This is a genomic window from Clostridium intestinale DSM 6191 (genome assembly GCF_900130055.1).
GTDB lineage: Bacteria > Bacillota > Clostridia > Clostridiales > Clostridiaceae > Clostridium_T > Clostridium_T intestinale.
Map to the genome: position 1 here is coordinate 115,610 of NZ_FQXU01000011.1, position 19,637 is coordinate 135,246.

Annotated in this window: 13 protein-coding genes; 8 read left to right on the plus strand and 5 right to left on the minus strand. The window is 29.8% G+C overall.

All coding sequences use genetic code 11. The features are described from left to right. Nucleotides 1-6: 6 nt before the first annotated feature. Nucleotides 7-1,089, minus strand: a complete 1,083-nt coding sequence (gene hydE, locus BUA92_RS16930) for a [FeFe] hydrogenase H-cluster radical SAM maturase HydE (RefSeq protein ID WP_073021529.1) — start codon at nt 1,087-1,089, stop codon at nt 7-9. Between the two features lie 90 nt (nt 1,090-1,179). Then, nucleotides 1,180-1,800, minus strand: coding sequence for a hypothetical protein (locus BUA92_RS16935; protein ID WP_073021531.1), 621 nt, complete (start codon nt 1,798-1,800; stop codon nt 1,180-1,182). Nucleotides 1,801-2,008: 208 nt separating this feature from the next. On the opposite strand from BUA92_RS16935, the gene BUA92_RS16940 reads away from it, so the two are divergent. Both BUA92_RS16940 and BUA92_RS16945 read left to right on the plus strand, forming a co-directional pair. Continuing rightward, nucleotides 2,009-3,079 (plus strand): mannose-1-phosphate guanylyltransferase, encoded by a 1,071-nt coding sequence (locus tag BUA92_RS16940; protein WP_073021533.1) that lies wholly within the window; start codon nt 2,009-2,011, stop codon nt 3,077-3,079. Nucleotides 3,080-3,153: 74 nt separating this feature from the next. Further along, on the plus strand, nt 3,154-3,441 hold the full coding sequence (locus BUA92_RS16945) for a putative quinol monooxygenase (protein WP_073021536.1): 288 nt from the start codon (nt 3,154-3,156) through the stop codon (nt 3,439-3,441). A gap of 59 nt (nt 3,442-3,500) precedes the next feature. On the opposite strand, the gene BUA92_RS16950 is transcribed toward BUA92_RS16945, so the two are convergent. Both BUA92_RS16950 and BUA92_RS16955 read right to left on the minus strand, forming a co-directional pair. Then, nucleotides 3,501-5,108: a response regulator gene (locus BUA92_RS16950; RefSeq protein WP_073021538.1), complete on the minus strand. Its 1,608-nt coding sequence runs from the start codon at nt 5,106-5,108 to the stop codon at nt 3,501-3,503. A gap of 23 nt (nt 5,109-5,131) precedes the next feature. Further along, nucleotides 5,132-6,967 carry a sensor histidine kinase gene (locus BUA92_RS16955; protein ID WP_073021541.1) on the minus strand — a complete coding sequence of 612 codons (1,836 nt, stop codon included), beginning with the start codon at nt 6,965-6,967 and terminating at the stop codon, nt 5,132-5,134. A 207-nt stretch (nt 6,968-7,174) separates the two neighbouring features. Here BUA92_RS16955 and BUA92_RS16960 point away from each other — a divergent pair, with 207 nt between their 5' ends. The 4 genes from BUA92_RS16960 (at nt 7,175) to BUA92_RS16975 (ending at nt 16,985) form a co-directional block, all read left to right on the plus strand. Then, nucleotides 7,175-8,497 (plus strand): ABC transporter substrate-binding protein, encoded by a 1,323-nt coding sequence (locus tag BUA92_RS16960; RefSeq protein ID WP_073021543.1) that lies wholly within the window; start codon nt 7,175-7,177, stop codon nt 8,495-8,497. 33 nt (nt 8,498-8,530) lie between these two features. Then, nucleotides 8,531-15,991 carry a glycoside hydrolase family 3 N-terminal domain-containing protein gene (locus BUA92_RS16965; RefSeq protein WP_073021545.1) on the plus strand — a complete coding sequence of 2,487 codons (7,461 nt, stop codon included), beginning with the start codon at nt 8,531-8,533 and terminating at the stop codon, nt 15,989-15,991. Between the two features lie 169 nt (nt 15,992-16,160). Beyond that, nucleotides 16,161-16,586 carry a MarR family winged helix-turn-helix transcriptional regulator gene (locus BUA92_RS16970; protein ID WP_073021547.1) on the plus strand — a complete coding sequence of 142 codons (426 nt, stop codon included), beginning with the start codon at nt 16,161-16,163 and terminating at the stop codon, nt 16,584-16,586. Nucleotides 16,587-16,688: 102 nt separating this feature from the next. After that, nucleotides 16,689-16,985 (plus strand): hypothetical protein, encoded by a 297-nt coding sequence (locus BUA92_RS16975; RefSeq protein ID WP_073021549.1) that lies wholly within the window; start codon nt 16,689-16,691, stop codon nt 16,983-16,985. 32 nt (nt 16,986-17,017) lie between these two features. Here the strand turns inward: BUA92_RS16975 and BUA92_RS16980 are convergent, their stop codons facing one another. After that, a complete protein-coding gene (locus tag BUA92_RS16980; RefSeq protein ID WP_073021551.1) occupies nt 17,018-17,698 on the minus strand; it encodes a DUF554 domain-containing protein in 681 nt (226 codons plus the stop codon). Between the two features lie 120 nt (nt 17,699-17,818). Here BUA92_RS16980 and BUA92_RS16985 point away from each other — a divergent pair, with 120 nt between their 5' ends. Beyond that, entirely contained in the window at nt 17,819-19,135 is a 1,317-nt protein-coding gene (locus BUA92_RS16985; RefSeq protein ID WP_073021553.1) for a hemolysin family protein, read from the plus strand. Then, nucleotides 19,128-19,631 (plus strand): restriction endonuclease, encoded by a 504-nt coding sequence (locus tag BUA92_RS16990; RefSeq protein WP_073021555.1) that lies wholly within the window; start codon nt 19,128-19,130, stop codon nt 19,629-19,631. Before BUA92_RS16985 ends, BUA92_RS16990 begins: the two co-directional genes overlap by 8 nt. Nucleotides 19,632-19,637: the final 6 nt, after the last annotated feature.

Sequence of the window (19,637 nt, forward strand, 5' to 3'; positions counted from 1 at the left end):
AAAGGGTTAAGCCCTCATTTTAGGAGCTATACCATTGGCTCTAAAGCCTGGACCATCAGAAATTTTACGACCCAATTTAATTACTTTTCCAGTTATGCATCCTCTACAGTGAGCTGGGGTATCACTGATACATATCTTGCCAGGATATAGTGCATATAAAGCTCTATATTCTCCTTCTGTGATATTAGGCATTACAACATTTGCTCCACACTGAAGAGCAATAACTCTTCCATTTTTATTAAGTGTTTCCATTGCAGTAGTTGCTGGAATATTTATATCAGGAAGAACTAATCTTACTAGAGCCATCATTTTTAAGGCTAAGTCAAAGTCACCACCATCGGCATCTTTTAAAGGCGTGTCCTCATTAGGTATAAATGGTCCTATTCCTAGCATATCTGCATCTAAATCTTTAAAAAATAGGATATCATCTGCCAAAGATTCAATAGTTTGTCCAGGAAGTCCTAGTAAGGCACCAGATCCAACTTCATAACCTAGATCTCTTAAATCTTTAAGACATCTTTTTCTTTCTTCATGACTCATACCAGGGTCCATATCTTCATAAAGTTTTTTATCAGTTGTTTCGATTCTTATAAGATATCTATCAGCACCAGCTTCCTTAAAGGCTTTATATTCCTCAAAGCTTCTTTCACCTATACTTAAGGTTATAGCAACTCCCAAAGCTTTTATATCTTTAATTATTTTAGTCATTCTTTCAACAGTGAAGTAATCATCTTCTCCGCCTTGAAGAACTATAGTTTTATAACCATAGCTTACAGCCTTTTTAGCAAAATCCATTATTTCTTCATAACTTAATCTATATCTTTTTATATTTTTATTGTCCCTTCTAAGACCGCAGTATAGACAATTTCTTTTGCATATGTTCGTAAATTCTAAAAGGCCTCTAAGGTGAACAAAATCACCAAGATATTTTTGTCGTGTTTCATCAGCTGCTTTAAATAAGGCTTCATTTATTGAGCCATCCTTTAAGATAGAAATTAATTCATCTTTAGTAAGCTCATGAGTTTCTTTAGCTTTTTCTATAAGCTCTAAATTATAAATATGTTCATTTGATAAATCAATATTTTGCATAATTCCTCCTAATGGAAAAATATTAGTTAAATTAATAACTAAAGAAATTATACTATATTAGATAAAAATATACACACTTTATAGTTAGTTTTATTTAAAAAAATTAATTATGCTATTGATTTTCTGCAATTCATATTTTACAGTGCTATCTTGTTTAGATAACATGCTCTTTTTGTTTTCAATTTTAATTTCATAATCAGAAATTAAAGATTTAAGTTTGGATATTTCCACATTATACTCATCTATTTTGCTGTTGACAGTATCATGGAATTTTTCTGTAAAGTCGTTTAATGTGTTTAATCTAATTTCGCCATCTTTTATAAGATCAGTAAAATTAGATTTAGCAGCAGTTAATATATTCATTACTGATTCTTTTCTTATATCATGTGGTAAACTTTCAGGAATAGCATTTATAAATTGTCCAAGCATAAATATAGTATTTGTTTTATTAGAGTCTATTCCAAATAATGAATATATTTCTGAGATGTCTAGACTTTTATCTATTGTACTATTTTCAAAGTTATTTTTAGGAGGATTGGGGCTGGTAAATATTTTAGTTTCTTGTTGTGTGGAGACAGAGACTTTTGAATCTTCTTTTGGAGAAGCTTCTTTTTTTATAATGTTATTATCAGTAGAATCGTTATTTGATACTTCCTGCTGAACTTTTTCTACAACATTGAGCTTTTCTAATACAGAAATAAGTTTAGACATACTAAATTCCCCTTTTTACATCGATAAATTTTGTTTTATGGTAAATTTATCGTAAACTTTTATATAACCTTAATTATATCTAGAATGAATTTAATTATAAATTTAATAAAATTTAAATAAATTCTATAAAATATATAAAGTTCATAGCAAGCACATAAAATATGGAAATATCATAAAATATTATATAGCAATTTATGGAGTGAAGGCATTGTTATATTCACTAATATTAGCCGGAGGAAAAGGAACAAGGCTTTATCCACTTTCAAGAGGGAGTAATCCAAAACAATTCTTAAAGTTAACTAATAATAAAAGCTTTTTGTTAAATACTGTGGATAGAATATCACCTATTGTAGATAAAGAGAATATTTATATCGTTACAAATAAAGAATATAGAGAAAAAGTTATAGAGGAATTAAATGATATCAAGGAAGACAATATATTCACAGAACCAGAGAATAAGGAAACTGCAACTTGTATAGGGCTGTCTGCAATTAAACTCCTTAAAAAAGATAAAGATGCAGTAATGATAGTTCTTCCATCGGACCATTATATAGGGGATGAGAAGAGTTATTTAGAGACTTTAAAACAAGCTGTTGAAATAGCAGAAAGAAGAAGAGGGATAATAACTCTAGGAATATCTCCCACAAGACCAGAAACTGGCTATGGGTATATAGAAATGGGAGAAAGAATTATAGGAAACTTTGCAAGTTATAGGGTTGCAAGATTTACAGAAAAACCAAATGTAGAAGTTGCTAAGGATTTTTTATTAAAAGGAACTTATTTATGGAATTCTGGTATGTTTATCTTTAGAGCAGATACTATATTAAGAGAAATAGAAAAATATTTACCTAAGATGTATAAGTCGTTAATGGAGATATATAAAAATATAGGTGAAGAAAATGAAGAAGACGTAATTACCGAGCAATATAGGCTTATTGACGGAATATCTATAGATTTTGGAGTAATGCAAAAGACTAGAAAAGCCTATGTTATAAAGGGTGATTTTTTTTGGGACGATATAGGCAGTTTTGGTGCACTTAGCAGGTTTTTAAATAAAAATGGTGGTAATGCTGTAAGTCATGGTGTATTTCTAGAAGAGTGTGAAAATTGCTCTGTTTTTGGAAATGAAAATAAACTTATAATAGGTTTTGGTATCAAGGATTTAGTAGTAGTAGATGCTGGAGATGTACTTCTAGTAATGGATAAAAACAGGGATCAAGAGATAAAGCATCTATTGAATACAATTGGTAAAGAAGATAATTTGAAAGATTATTTATAATTTGGTTGTGGATTTTTAAATCCACAACTTTTTATGTTAAAATAAAGAAAATGACATAGAAGAGGAGATTATAAATGGTTAAAGTAGTTGCTAAAAGTAAAGTTAAAACAAATGAATTAGAAAAATATAAGGAATTAGTTAAGGTTTTAATTGATGAAACAAGAAAGGAAGAGGGTTGCATATCCTACGATTTATTTCAAGATATAAATGACCCTAGTACGTTGACTTTTATAGAAGAATGGAAAGATGAAGAAGCATTAAAAAGACATATGGAGTCAAAACATTTTGTTAAATACGTTCCTATGCTTGGACAATTCCGTGAGGGAGAGGGAGACATTAATATATATAAACAAATTTTATAATTTTAATATTTAAGCTGTATAAACTAATTAAAGTTCTATACAGCTTATTTTATAAAAAGTTAACTATTTATACTATCTTTATATTTTGTTGGAGTTAAACCAGTGTATTTCTTAAAGGTCTTAGAAAAATGTTTTTCATTGCTATATCCTACAAGTGTTGCGATTTCATAATTTTTTAATGTCTTATCTTTTAAGAATTCTTTTGATTTTTCTATACGATATTTATTAACAAATTCTAAGAAGTTTATTCCTATTTCTTGCTTAAATAGTTGGCTTAAGTAGCCTGGGGTTATATATATTTGTTTTGATATGCTCTCTAAAGATATATCTTTATTATAATTTTGTGTAATGTAATTAACAGCTATTTTAACTAAAGAGTTGTGCTTTTCTATATCATTAATTTTATAGAATATGCTATTTAATATAAGTCTAATTTGGTCTTTAATTTCTGAAAGGGTCGAACACTGGAGTATTTTATCAAAGGCAGAAAGTTCTCTATTAGAAGATGAATTTATATCAATATCACTCTCTATGCAAAATTTATAAACACTTCCTAATAAAGAAAGAGTTGCACTTTTCATATGACTTTTAGAAGGAGTTCCATTTGAGAATAGATAAGTGTAAAATCTATCTATACTTTCTTTAAGTGAACTTTCATCTAAGATCCTTAGTGAGTTTATTATTTCTAATTCTTCATTTACAGGATAGGAGTTAGGTTTATAATCAATGATATTAATATCATCTGGAGTAATTAATCTGTCATCTCCTAAAAAGAATTTAGAGCCAATTGCAATATTTGCTGAGCTATAAGATTCATTAATATTAGTAAGTGAGTCTACTAAGCTACCGACAGCAATTGTAACTGAAAATCCTAAGCTTAATTTTATAGAATTTTTTATATTATTTAATACCTCTAATAGGTAGCTATTAAAATCCTCTTTTTTATCCAATGAAATAACAAGTATTATATCATCTTCATCTTCTAATACCTCATAAAAATTCAATTCATTCATACAGAGCTTTATAAAATTTTTTATTGAAATTTTTATATTATAAATATCAATATTGCTATAAAGTTCATGGAGGACTGTAGAGTAATCTAGTGTTATTATATTTACAACTAAATTACTGTTTCTAAGATTTATATTAAAAGATTCAAATTTATTTAATATATCGTAGCTATCTCCAATAGGGTTTTTAAGTATTGTTTTTAAAAAGTTTTCTTTAATAGTAGGTAGATTTTCATTAAATTCTATTTGATATTTTTTTAGTAGATCTTCTTTTATATTTTCCTTTTCTATAACCTTTATGATATCTAAAACAGACTCTAATATGTCTTTAGGTCTACAGGGTTTTAATAAATAATTGGAAGCGTTTAATTCTATGGCTTTCTTAGCATAAGAAAAATCATCATAGCCACTTAGTATTATACATTTAGACTTTAATTTATGTGAAGTTATATTTTGAAGAAGCTCAAGACCATTCATTTTAGGCATTCTTATATCCATTATTATTATATCTGGATTAAGTAAAAGTATTTTTTCTAAAGCTGTAATTCCGTTATCTGCTTCACCACAAATTTCTATATCATAAAAAGTCCAATCGATTGATGATCTAATACCTTCAATTAAATCAATTTCATCATCAACTAAAAATAATTTGTACATATTAAGAGTACCTCCATAAACAATTAGTTAGTATCAATTTTGTGAGGGGATATTGGAATCGATAATTTTACTTTTGTACCCTCATTTATACAACTTACTATATTTAATTTATAATCGTCGTTGTAGTAAAGAGATAGGCGCTGATTTACGTTACCTATTGCATATCCTTTTTGGAAGTTAGGGATATTTCTTTCCTGATTTATAGAAGAATTTATTAATGTGTTAATAGTTTTTTCATCTATTCCTTTGCCGTTGTCCTCAATTGTAAAATCTAAGTAGTTACTTGATAAGCATCCAGTTATCTTAATTATACTGAGATCATTATCAGTTTCGGTACCATGAATTATAGAATTTTCTACAAAGGGCTGAATAATTAACTTTGGTATAAGGTAGTTTGATATTTCATCACTTATATCTATATCATAGATTAATTTACCTCTATATCTTTTACTTTGAAGTAGTAAATAGTGTTCTATAAAATCTTTTTCAGATTTTACAGGTATAAACTCATTTCCTTTACTTAGAGTAATTCTAAAAAGATGAGAAAGAGCATAAATCATGTCACTTATTTCTTGCTGGTTACTTTTTTCTGCCTTCCAAAAAATCATATCTAAGGTGTTATAAAGAAAATGTGGATTTATTTGTGCCTGGAGAGCTTTAAGCTCGGCCTCTTTTTCTTTTAATTGAAGTTTGTACACTTTATCTATAAGAGTCTTTATATTGTCTATCATGTCATTATATTCGTATACCAACATTCCAAGTTCATCAGTATATTTAAAGTTTACTTTTTCTCTAAAGTTACCTTCTTTAGCTTTTTTCATAGAAGAAAGCAGCTGATTAATGGGTTGTGTAACTTTTGAAGAAAGGAAAATTGATATTAAAAATGACATTACGAAGCAGCTAATAATTACAGCTAAAGTTATAAACATTATAGATCTTAAGTTATGAAACAAGGTACTTTCTCTTGTCATAGATACAATAGTCCAATCGCTTTTAGAAACTTTACTAAATGTTGTTAAATATTTTTCTCCATTTATCCAAATTGTGTTGTAGCTTTTTTTATCGTGTATATAAGGAATTATTGATTGTATATTTTCACCATTATGAAGTATATTCTCTGCATCACTTTGAGTAATTATTTTATTATAATTATCAAGCAAAAAAATACCACTATTTTTTGTATTAAAATCAGTGGAGTAAAGATTTTGTATAAATGAAGTGTTTATACAAATCAACATAAGTCCAGATTCTTCTAAGGTGTTAGTATCTATAATTGAACGAACCATAGCTATTTTAGGATTTTTATTATCAGCTATAAAAACATTATTTTCATCATCTAAATTAATCCATAATGGAGAACCTTTAAGTTCTTTTATCTTTGAATATATTGCACTTTCTTTTATTTTTTCATAAGAGTAAGCACCATTGCTACCATCTTTACTTAGATAATATTTAGATCCTTCATTTCCATATATAGACATAAAACTTATATAATCTTTAGATGCTAATAGGATATTTAGTGGTTCAAGACCGTATTTAGTAAAGTTCTGATATTCTATGGATGAATCTTTGGAGTTAGTAAAAGATTGAACCAATGGGTTTAAGCAGATAAAAGTTGATAAATCGATTACATCTTGCTGCAAAAAATTGATGCTACTACTGATTTGCTTAATGTCTTTAACATTTATGGAGGTAACTTCATCTTTAAGCGACTTTGAAGAAATCATATATGAGTATAAACCAAGTATTGTAGATATAAATATGATTATTGCAATAAAGAAAATCAAGATCTTATTTTTTATGCTTAAATTCATATACTTCACATTAAGTTTATGGTATAAAGGTGAGTAATTTTGCATATGTCTACCTCCAAATAGTAGGATATCTTTATTCTACATTAAAAGAAATATTATTTCAATTTGCTTAAAGCTACTATTAAAAACATCTGAAAAAATGACCCTATTTATTAAATTTGTATACTATGAAAACTTTGTAAAGGTTTATATAATTTATTTATAGAAGATTATGACAAAGCAATAAGTTATATTTTAACTGGAGATAGAATAATGAAAAAAACAAAATCTTATCTAATTAAAGTAGTTTTTATGTTCTTAATACCTATTTATCTATGGGGGTGTACCATGGGATCAAATTACAGTATTGAAGAGCAAAATTCGGGAAAAGAAAACATAACGATAAAATTTTTATCAAATTTGCCAGAGAGATGGTCAGGTCAAGGGAAGCTAGAGCAGCTACTTATTGATAAATACATGGAAGAGAATAAAAATGTAACTATTGAGGTGGAAGCTTATCAGGATGAACCTTATAAACAGAGATTTAAAGCTTATGCAATAAGTAACGATTTGCCAGATATATTTTTTACTTGGGGACAACCATCTTTTTTTAGCCCAATTATGAAAGGCGGCTATGCAGCAGAACTTAATAAGGATAGTTTTAAAGAGACTGGTTTCATGGAAGAGTCATTGAAGGGTTTTACTTTGAATGGAAAGCTTTATGGAGTACCAAAAAGTAGTGATTATATGGTTTTATATTATAATAAAGCGCTATTTGAAAAGTATGCTATTAATGTACCTAATACTTTTGGAGAGCTAATAGAAGTATGTAATAAGCTTAACAAAATAGGAATAATACCTATTTCTATAAATGCTAAAGATAAATGGCCTTTAGCACTTTTATATCAAAATTTAGTTTTAATGGAGGGAGGAGACCAAAATCTTATATATAACGCGATAAAAGGAGATATAAAGTTTTCTGAAAATGTTGTTTTAAAAAAGGCTGCTGAAGATTTAAAAAAGCTTATTGAAGTTAATGGAAAAGAAGAAATGATATCTCAGGAAGATTTTAATGCTTCAATGAATTTATTTACTCAAGAAAAGGCAGCAATGTACTATATGGGATCCTGGGAAGTAGGAATGGAAAATAATCCTACCCTTTCAGATAGATTCAAACAAAATATTAGAGTTACAAATCTACCATTAAGTAATGGGGGAGGTTTAGTAGCTTGGAATGGAGGTGGATATGCTGTTTCATCAAAATCTGAAGTGAAGGATGAGGCTATTAAGTTATTGGAGTATATGATGAAACCAGAAAACTGGTCCAAAATGGGTTGGGAAAATGGACTTATAGTTCCAGCACAAAAAAATGAAGATAACAGATATAAGAATGAAAGTGTATTACAAAAACAAATAGTTAATATTCTTAATAATGCTGAATCTCAAAGTGGAACTCCTTGGTATGATAGCTTAACTCCAAATTTTAAGGCTTCCATTGAAGATTTAAGCTACCAATTAGCCTTAGGTGGAAAAAATATAGAGGATTTTCTTTTGGAAGTTGATAAAGAAATAGCTAAAGAAAAAAGTGAATCATGAAAAATAAATTAATTGAAGGGGGAAATCTATATAATGTTAAAGAAATGGTTATCCAGATTCGTAACCACAACTTTTACAACTACAATGCTCTTAGGAAATATTTTTCCAGCAGGTGCCGCTGAAGGAAATGTGCCAACTTACCTTAATTCAAGAGCATCAGTAGAAGATAGGGTTAAAGATTTGCTTGGAAGAATGACACTAGAGCAAAAGGTAGCTCAGATGGTGCAATCGGAAAGAAAAACTACTACAGCAGAGGATTTAAAGAAGTATCAATTAGGTTCAGTGTTAAGTGGAGGAGGATCATTACCATCTAATAATACTGCTGAAGGATGGGCTGACATGATTGATGATTATCAAAGGGCAGCTGTATCTACTGAACTAAGAATTCCTATTTTGTATGGAGTAGATGCGGTGCATGGACATAATAATGTTTATGGCGCAACAATATTTCCACATAACATAGGGTTAGGTGCAACAGGAAATGAAAAATTAGTAGAAAAAGTAGGTCAAGCAGTTGCTGAAGAAGTAAGAGCAACTGGAGTAAACTGGACTTTTGCTCCAACTTTAGGTATACCTCATAATGAAAGATGGGGGAGAACCTATGAGGCATTCGGAGAAAATACAGAATTAGTAGCTAAGATGGGTGAAGCTTATATTAAGGGTCTTCAAGGAGAAAATCCTGCTAGAACTCTTAAGAGGGATGATAAGGTTATTGCTACTGCTAAACATTATATTGGTGAAGGGATAACAGAAAACGGAACTAATCAAGGTAATGTTGTAATGAGTGAAGAAGAATTCCAAAAAGTATTAAAAGAAGAATTACTTCCTCCATATCAAGCAGCAGTTAATGCAGGAGTAAGATCTGTAATGGTATCTTACAATAGTATAAATGGAGTAAAGTGTCATGGTAATGCTGATTTAATTACTAAAGTATTAAAGCAAGATTTAAGGTTTAAAGGTATTGTCGTATCTGATTATGAGGGTATTAAACAAATAACAGGAAACGGTATAAGTAGTCAGAAAGATAAGATAGCTGTAGCTATAAATGCAGGTGTTGATATGGCTATGGAACCTAATGAATGGAAGAACTTTATAACTGATCTAACTGCTTTAGTAAAAGAGGGTAAAGTATCGGAAACTAGAATAGATGATGCTGTAACAAGAATACTAACAGTTAAGTTTGAAATGGGGCTTTTCGAAGATCCATATGCTCAAAGAGACTTATTAAGTACTGTTGGTTCATTAGAAAATAGAGAAATAGCAAGACAAGCTGTTAGAGAATCATTAGTTTTACTCAAAAATAATAACGATATAGTAGGACAATTAAAGAATAAGAAAAATATTCTTGTAGCTGGAAAAAGTGCAGATGACATAGGAATACAAAGTGGTGGATGGACTATAACTTGGCAAGGAAGCACAGGTAACATTACTCCAGGAACAACAATACTTAAAGGAATACAAGAATCTGTAGGCTCAGATGTTAAGGTAAGTTATAACAAACGTGGTAGAGCATCAGCTGAAAATGATGTAGCAATAGTTGTTATAGGGGAAACACCTTATGCAGAAACAGATGGAGATAGAACTCCAGATAAGCTAACATTAGATGCAGATGATTTATTAACACTAAAAAATATAAAAGAAACTAATCCTGATTTACCAGTGGTTGCAGTTTTAGTAACAGGAAGACCTATTACTATAGCTGATCAAGTAGAAGATTTTGACGGTTTAGTTGAAGCGTGGCTACCAGGGACTGAAGGTCAAGGCGTAGCTGATGTATTATTCGGTAATTACGACTTTACAGGAAAGCTTACTATGACATGGCCATGGTATGCAGAAGATATAACAACAAAACATGAAGATGGGAAAGCCTTATTCAATTATGGTTTTGGACTTAAAAAAGGTGAAAATAAAGAATTACCAGCAAAACCAGAGAAACAAGATAAGCCTTCTATTCCAGTACCAGGAAAAGTAGAAACAGAAGCTTATTCAACCCAAAGTGGTTTCCAGTTTGAAACTACTAGTGATGCTGGCGGTGGACAAAATGCAGGTTATACTGATGCTGGAGATTGGTTAGATTATTATGTAAATGTTGCTGAAGATGCTAAATATGAAGTTGAATTTAGAGTTGCAAGTCCTGGTGGGTCAACAGGAGGTATTGAATTATTATTAGGATCAACATTATTAACAAAGACTAGCGTGCCTGATACAACGGGATGGCAGAATTGGCAAACTGTAAAAGGCGTAGCTAACCTTAAAGCAGGGAAGCAGACATTAAGATTTAGAGCTGGAAGTGGTAACTTCAATTTCAATTGGATGAGCTTTACTAAAATAGGTGACTATGAGGCGCCAGAAGTTCCAGATGATGACGATGTGATTTATAATCCTCAAGGACAAGTTATTGAAGATGGTGCTGTTGAAGTATATATGAGTTCATCTGAGCAATCAGGTAGTATGAGTTGGTATGATTCTCCAAAGGAAATATCAAATACACTTAGTCAAAAAGATAATTTAGATATTACTTCACCTGATGGTCAAGAAGCTACAACTATAACTGTTGATACTTCAAAAGAATATCAAACATTTGTAGGTATGGGAACATCTATGGAAGAATCTACAGTTAATAACTTAGCTAAAATGTCTAAAGAAAAAAGAACTGAATTCTTAACTAAACTTTTAGATCCAGAAAATGGAGCTGGAATGAGTTTATTAAGAATTACTATAGGAACAGCTGACTTCACTGGACAAGAATTCTACACTTATTATGATAATATTCAAGATCCGAGCAATCCAGATTGGTATAATACAACTGGTAAAGGATTCTCAATTCAAAAAGATATAGATTATAAGATAGTAGAAACAATAAAAGAAGCTTTAGCTATAAACCCAGATGTTAAAATATTTTCTTCTTCTTGGACACCTCCAGGATGGATGAAGGTTCAAACATCAAGCAGTAAAAGCTATGAAAATAATGCAAATCTTTTAAAAGGTGGTGCATTAAATGATGACTATATAGATGATCTTGCTAAATATTATATAAGATTTATGGAAGAGTATGCGAAGTTAGGAATACCTATGTATGCTATGACTCTTCAAAATGAACCAGAATTAGAAATTAACTATCCAAGCTGTAAAATGACTTCAGAACAAGAAAGAAAGTTAGCTATAGCTATTAAAGCTGAAGTTGCAAAGAGTAGCGTTCTTAAAGCAAAAAATATAGATCCTAAGGTTTGGGCATTTGACCATAACTTTAGTAGTGCAGTAAGTTATGTATCTCCTATATTAAATGATTTACAAGGGTTTGCTGCTGTTGATGGTGTTGCATTCCATGATTATGGTGGAGAGCCAACAGCAATGACTCAAGTTCACAACCTATTCCCAAGTAAATCAATGAATTTAACAGAAAGATCGGTATGGGGAACTAAAGGTGCTGATAGAATAGCTCAATATTTTAGAAACTATGCTGAAACTTATACTTCATGGGTTACCATGTTAGATAGTAATATAGCTCCTGAACAATGGACAGGAACTCCAGATCCAACTATGTGGGTACAAGATGCTAATGATAGAGAAAATTATTGGGCAACTCCAGAATATTATATTTCTGGTCAATTCTCTAAGTTTATAAGACCGGGTGCTGTAAGAATTGATACTAACTATGGATCAGCAGATACTGTTACAAATGTAGCATTTAAGAATCCAGATGGGTCAATTGCTATGGTTGTTATTAATCAAACTGATAAAGCTCAAAAGTTTAAAGTGTTAAGTGAAGGAGTTCAAATAGGTGATGTAATACCAGCTAAAAATGTTGCAACCTATATATGGAATCCAGTAGACGTTTCAAAAATTAATTCTGTTTCAGGAAAATTTAGTTCAACAAACTTTATTAAGGCAACTGATAATGTAAAAATAGAAGGAGATCATATTGGGTACCTTAAAGAAAATACTTTTATAGATTATTTACTTGATGTCAAAGAAGCTGGATCGTATAATGTTTCTTTCGAGGTGGCAAATCCATATGGTGGAGATAAGAGTATTGTAGTTTCTTCAGAAGATGGAACAAAAACCTTATCAACTGTAAAGGTAGCTCAAACATCATGGAATAATGATTGGAATGTTTATTCTGTAGCTCAAAATTTAATTAAATTTGAGAAAACAGGAATTCAGAAAATAAGACTTAAAATAGATGGAGAATTTAATATTAGAAATATTAAATTTGAAAAAGTTAAGGAAGTACAATCTTTACCAGGAAAGATTGAAGCTGAGAATGTTGTAAATTCACAAGGTGTTGTAATAGAAAATGGACATGTAGGATATTTTGATCCTAATGATTTTGTGGAATACAAAGTTAATGTTCAAGAAGCCGGAGAATATAGTTTTAATTTAAATATTACATCAGGTAATGAAAAACCTACATTTGAAGTATATTCAAATGGCAATAAGATAGGCAATGATATTGAATTAAATACTACTGGTGGATGGAATAACTGGCAAACTCAAACTGTAAGTATAAGTCTTACAGAAGGGGAACAGATAATTAAATTAGTAAATAAAGTAGGGTTTGATCTTAATTGGTTTTCTATAGGACCAGTAATTGAATTAGAAGAAAACACAATTACTGAAAATTCTTTAAATGGAAAAGAAATAAAAGTTAATCTTACAGATGCAAGTTTTGTAGCTAGTTTAGATAAGAGCAATTGGAATATATCTAATCTTCCATCAGGAGTAGATTTTGACGTAGAGAGGATAGATGCAACTCATGCAAAAATAACTCTTTTAGGTGAAAGAACTGTTGATTTTGATTTAGATAAAACTGTTACAGTTTCAATGTCAGCTAAAGAATTAGTAGGTGGAGAATCTAAAACTTATAGCATAACTGATGATTTTGTTATAGTTGCTAATAACGACGGTGAATCTTTATCATCGATTAATAAGATAGAACTTAACGCAAAAGAATTAATTATTACTTTAAGTGGTGGAACTTTTGTACAGGATAAAGTAAATAATATTACTTTATCAGGAGATATAATCTCTAGCGGATATGTTAAATTAGATTCAGTTCAATATGTTGATCCAACTCATGTAAAAGTAACATTAAAAGATTGGAAAACTTATTATGAAGATTTAATTTTAACAGTAAGTGTACCAGTTGAGGCTTATACAGATTCTACAGGCAATAATGCATTAACTACAGATATTACATGTGAAAAGGGAACTCAATTACCCACAGCAAATGTAATAGAAAATACTGCAGTGACTTTAACTGAAACTAATGCATATAGGACAAAAGGTTCTTTAGCAGCAAATGTAGTTGCAGGAAATAGAGTGGATTATTATCTAGATGTAAAAGATGCTGGGGCTTATACATTAACTTACACTGCTAACAATAATGGTGGAGTAACTAATGCGATAAAAGTAAGTCAAGGAATGGGAACTAATATTGCAGGTAATCTAGTAACTTATAGCATGGGTAATTTCTGGGGAGGAACAAATGAATTTAAGGATACTATAACTCTAGAGTCTGGACTTCAAACTTTGAGATTTGAAGCTGTAAACCCAGGATTCACATTAAGCTCAATTAAAATTGAGAAAAAAGCACAACATCAAGTTATTAGTGGAACTCTAGGAGAGAAATCTACTATTTTAGCTGATAGTTTCTATAGTGCATCTAAGGATAAGGGATATGCTATTGAAACGAAGAATAATATAAAGAATATTGGATGTACTGTAGCAGGAACTTATCTTGACTATTCAGTAAATGTAACTGAAGCAGGAAAGTATAAAGTAAACCTAAATTATGCAACAAATGTTGGTGGGGCTGTAGCTGTTATACAAACTGGCGAAGGTAAAGAATTAGGTAGATTGCCACTAACTTCAACAGGAGATTGGGGTAAATTCATAGATACAAGCACACCTATGTATGTATCGCTTGAAAAGGGTATACAAACTATAAGGGTATATGTTGATGGTGATGGATATAATTATAGATCAGTATCATTTGAGCCAGTAAAAGATAGTGGAGCACCGGAATTAACAGGTAAGGATACAGCAATAGAAAAAGGTACCACTGTAGATTTACTAAAAGCATTATCAATTGTTGCTATTGATGATATGGATGGCAATATAACTACTAAAGTTATAATAGATGATAGTAAAGTTAAGTATGATACAGTTGGAGAATATGTGGTTACAGCATCAGTTACTGATGAATCTGGTAACAAAACTGAAAAAACATTTAAACTTACAATAAGAGAAGATGGTACAGCACCAGTTATCGAAGGACACAATGCTATAATAGCTTTAGGATCTAATTTTGATCCAATAGCCGATTTAGGATTAAAAGTTACTGATAATAAAGATGGAGATATTACTTCAAAGGCTGTAGTTACTCACATTGTAGATACGTCAAAAAATGGTGTATTTAGAGTAAAAGTTGAGGCTGTGGATAATGCAGGAAATAAATCAGAAAGAATATTTATAGTTAGAGTTCTTGATAAAGGGTTTATTGAAGCAGGAAACATTACAATAAAGGTTGGAGAAACTTTCGATCCACTTAAAGATGTTAAGGCTTATGATATAGACGGGGAAGATTTAACTTCTACTATAGAAATTTTATCAAATAATGTAGATACATCAAAAGCTGGAGAATATAAAGTAGTATATAAAATAGTAGATAAAGATGGTAATGTAGTAACGCTTGAAAGATCTGTTAAAGTAGAAAAGTCAGCAGAACCAACAGATCCAGAAGAACCAGGGAATCCAGATCCAGGCAACCCAACAAATCCGGAAAATCCAGTAAAACAACCTGTAATAATCATAATAGATGAAAATGGAAATATGGTTGTTGAAATTTCTAAGATAAGCAACAAAGATGGTAAAAATGTTGTGGAAGTTAAAAATGAAGGCAAAGATGTTATAGTAGAAATAACGGATATAGAAGCAATAAGAAATGGTAAAGGAAGTTTAGAAATAAAGAGCGATAAGGTAAATATAAGTTTACCATTTACCTTAATAGATAGAAGCCTTCTTACGGATGGATCAAAAGTTATATTTAAAACTTCTATAGAAGATAGTAATGATTTAACTAAAAACATCAAAGGGCTAAAGAAAGTATTTAACTTCAGCCTATCCATAGTTAATGGAGATAGTATTTTGGAAGTGCATAACTTTAAAGATGGGATTGCAGAGATAACAATAACATTAACAGATGAAGAATTAAAGGGATTAGATAAATCAAAGTTAGCTGTATTCTATTATAATGAAGAAACAAACAAGTTTGAAGTTATGGATACTAAGATTGATGGAAATAAAGTTATATTCACAACTTCACACTTCTCAAAATTCATAGTAGCTGAAAAGGCTAGCAATAGTAATAATGGTGAAGTACTTCCTCAAACAGGTGGTACCCTTGACATGAATGGATTATTAGCTTTGGGAATGATGGCAACATTGGCTGGGATATTTGTTATCAAAAGAAAGAGAAAAGAAAATTATTAAAAACAATAAAACCTAAGATATTTAATTAATTGCTGATAAAATAATGTGAGGCTATTACACTAGCTATTTAATGTTGGTGTAATAGCTAATTTTTATGCTAAAGTTTCTACTACATGTACGATAATAGTATTATAGGAAAATAAATACATATAGATATGAGGGTTGCGTAGTGTATAGAGAAATAAGTGTTTTATTTAGTAAATTCTTGGACAAATATAATAATTCTATAGAAAACAAATTAAAACAAGAAAATTTTATTGGATTAGGAGCATCACATTTTGCTATATTAATTGGAATAATATTTTCTAAAGAAAAACGACTTTGTATGAAAGAGATAGCTTCTTTTATAAATAAAGATAAGTCGACAGTAACTCAACTAGTAAATAAGCTTATAAGATATGATTTAATTGAAAAAAAATATTCGGAATCAGATAAAAGAATGTGCTACATGATGTTAAGTAATAAAGGAAGAGAAAACGAGGCTTTGTTTATAAAAATATACAATGAAAGTGAAGCTGAAAATAATATTATTACTGTAGAAGAAAGACAATCTATTGAGAATATTGTTAAGAAACTAATAATTTCAATAGAATAATAAAAAATATTCAGGAACTCTTTGTAAATGTTAGTATAAGTGATAAAATAGTAGTGGGTAAAATATTTTTTATAATTTTAGTAGCAAGAAGGGATGATTTAAATGAATAAAGTATTAGTAATGTGCAAAAAAACAGGACAATCTAAGGCCTTTAAAAAGGATGCAGAAGCTTATAGAGAAAATAATAATCTGCCATTTGAATGGGTATTCGCTGATGAAAATGAATATGTTGACGTGCTAGACGGTGTAGATGTGGTTTTGATGTCACCAGAAATGATATTAGTACAAGCAAAGGTAAAAGAGGATTTAAGCAAAAGAGGCGTAAAATATTTAGACATCAAACCAGTAGATTTTGGATTAAGAAGAATAGATAATATACTTAAACTTTTAGGATTATAATAAAAGCGGGCTAATATAGCTCGCTTTTAATTTTAAAAGAATAACCCATAGATGATAGGTATAAATATAGCAGGTAACATATTAGCTACCTTGATTTTTGTAATTCCTAACATGTTTAGCCCAATCCCAATGATTAAAAGACTACCCACAGCGCTCATTTCATTTACAATAGGGGTAGTTAAAATATTTTGCAGTAATGATGCTGCTAGAGTGATAAGACCTTGATAAACTAATACGCTAAAAGCAGATAATATAACACCTATACCTAAGGTAGAAGAAAGAATTAACGATGTAACCCCATCTAAAATTGATTTTGTAAACAAAATATCATATTTGCCTAAAAGTCCGCTTTCAAGCGAACCAACAACTGCCATAGCTCCAACGCAAAATAATAAACTAGCAGTGACAAAACCTAATGATATAGACGTATCTTTAGAAAAACTCTTAGCTTTATTTTCTATGAAGTTACCTAAAAGAATTAATTTCTCATCAATATTTATTAATTCACCAAGTAATGAACCAATGGCTATAGAAATTACAATTAGTAACATATTCTCACCTTTTAAAGTGCCTGAAATACCTATGTATATTACACATAAAGCTACACCGCTCATAATAGTATCGGTAAATCTCTTAGGTAGTCCACCTTTTAATAACACCCCAATTATTCCACCAACAAAAATAGTAAAAAAATTAACTATAGTTCCTAACATTTTTAAAGCCCCTTTCTTATTAACATAAATATTATAACATTAATCGATAATATTGAATAACAAAGCCTAAATAGTTCAATACTTAAAATAGTAAAATGCAATTATGAGGGAGTGTTTTTAATGGAAGAAAATTCGTTAAGCAGTATTATTATAATTTTGATATTAGTGTGTATAAATGCCTTTTTTGCTGCCTCAGAAATGGCAATAGTTTCTTTAAATAAAAATAAAATAAATATGTTAGCAGCTGAAGGAAATAAAAAAGCAGAAGCATTAATAAAACTACTAGATGAACCAAGTAATTTTTTAGCTACTATACAAGTTGGAATTACATTAGCTGGATTTTTTGCTAGTGCTTCAGCAGCTACTGGCATTTCTAATAATTTTGCTAATAAATTAAGCTATTATAATATTCCCTATAGTCAACAAATAGCATTAATACTAACAACTATAGTCATATCATATTTGACTTTGGTTTTAGGTGAACTGTTACCTAAGAGGATAGCTTTGCAAAAGGCTGAAGTTGTTGCTATGTTTTCAATTAATATAATTGTATTTTTATCTAAAATAGCTAAGCCATTTGTTAAGTTTCTTTCGGCATCCACAAATCTATTAATAAGAATACTAGGGATAAGCACAGAAGGATTGGAGGAGAAGGTAACCGAAGAGGAGATAAAGTCTCTTATTAATATAGGAGAAGAGCATGGAGTAATAAATAAAACTGAAAGAGACATGTTAGATGGAATATTTGAATTCGATGATAAAGTTGCAAGAGAAATAATGACGCCTAGAACAGAAGTATATATGATTAATGCAGAAGAAAATTTTAGAGAAATTATTGATGAGTTAATAAATGAAAAATTTTCAAGGATACCTATATATGAAGAGGATATAGATAATATAATAGGTGTCCTTAATATAAAAGATATACTAACTCATTTGTTAAAAGGGGACATAGAAAGTACAGATATTAGAAAAGTTATAAAACCAGCCTATTTTGTACCAGAGAATAAAAACATAGACGAATTGTTTAAAGAATTGAAAACAAGTAAAAATCATATGGCTATTTTAATAGATGAGTATGGAGGGTTTTCGGGAATAGTAACTATAGAAGATATAATAGAAGAGGTTATGGGAGATATATCTGATGAATATGATGATGAGGAAAATTTTATTATTAAACTTGGTGCGAATACCTATAGCATAGATGGCAAGTGTTCACTAGAAGATATTAATGAAGAACTACATACAGAGATAATTTCTCAATATGCAGAAACTATTGGTGGATTTATGTTGGAGAAGTTAGGAAACATACCTAAAGAAACAGATAATACTTTAATAGAATATGATAATCTACTAATAAACGTAGATACTTTAGGTGATAAGAGAATAGAGAGAGTGAAGTTAGCTATTCAGAAAAAGGAGAAAATAAATGACTAAAATAATTATTTTATTAATTGCTATATTTATAATTAATCTGTTAGAGAAAAGTCTTAATAATTTTAACATATACAAAGAAAAGCAGTTTAACAGAGAGTTTTTAGAGTATGGTTTTATATCTATAGAGGATTTAAAAGAATTAGATGAGTATGAATTCTATGATTGGATTACAGAGCTTGTAAATAAAATGGGATACAAGTTCATACGTGAGTATGCAAATAAAAATAAAAGTGAAACTAAGTTTATTTACGAAAAAAACTCTTCATTAGGCTTGATGAAAATGCTCTATAGTACTTCTGGTAAGATAGGGGTAGAATCCTTACAGCAAGAGGTAGGGTTTATGGCATCAAAGAATTTGATTCAAGGAGTATTTATAACATCGAGTGCCTTTGACGACGAATCTAAAGAGTATATTAAATCAATATCAGATAAATTTAATATAAGTTTAATTGATGGAGATTCTATATGCAATAAAAAAAGACAATTGTGGTATTAAGGAGGG

Bases quoted from the DNA above. Each gene is read 5' to 3' on its own strand.
- BUA92_RS16975 (WP_073021549.1), top strand. From the start codon at position 16,689: ATGAATAAAGTATTAGTAATGTGCAAAAAAACAGGACAATCTAAGGCC.
- BUA92_RS16955 (WP_073021541.1), bottom strand. From the start codon at position 6,967: ATGCAAAATTACTCACCTTTATACCATAAACTTAATGTGAAGTATATG.
- hydE (WP_073021529.1), bottom strand. From the start codon at position 1,089: ATGCAAAATATTGATTTATCAAATGAACATATTTATAATTTAGAGCTT.
- BUA92_RS16965 (WP_073021545.1), top strand. From the start codon at position 8,531: ATGTTAAAGAAATGGTTATCCAGATTCGTAACCACAACTTTTACAACT.
- BUA92_RS16990 (WP_073021555.1), top strand. From the start codon at position 19,128: ATGACTAAAATAATTATTTTATTAATTGCTATATTTATAATTAATCTG.
- BUA92_RS16985 (WP_073021553.1), top strand. From the start codon at position 17,819: ATGGAAGAAAATTCGTTAAGCAGTATTATTATAATTTTGATATTAGTG.
- BUA92_RS16945 (WP_073021536.1), top strand. From the start codon at position 3,154: ATGGTTAAAGTAGTTGCTAAAAGTAAAGTTAAAACAAATGAATTAGAA.
- BUA92_RS16980 (WP_073021551.1), bottom strand. From the start codon at position 17,698: ATGTTAGGAACTATAGTTAATTTTTTTACTATTTTTGTTGGTGGAATA.
- BUA92_RS16950 (WP_073021538.1), bottom strand. From the start codon at position 5,108: ATGTACAAATTATTTTTAGTTGATGATGAAATTGATTTAATTGAAGGT.
- BUA92_RS16960 (WP_073021543.1), top strand. From the start codon at position 7,175: ATGAAAAAAACAAAATCTTATCTAATTAAAGTAGTTTTTATGTTCTTA.
- BUA92_RS16935 (WP_073021531.1), bottom strand. From the start codon at position 1,800: ATGTCTAAACTTATTTCTGTATTAGAAAAGCTCAATGTTGTAGAAAAA.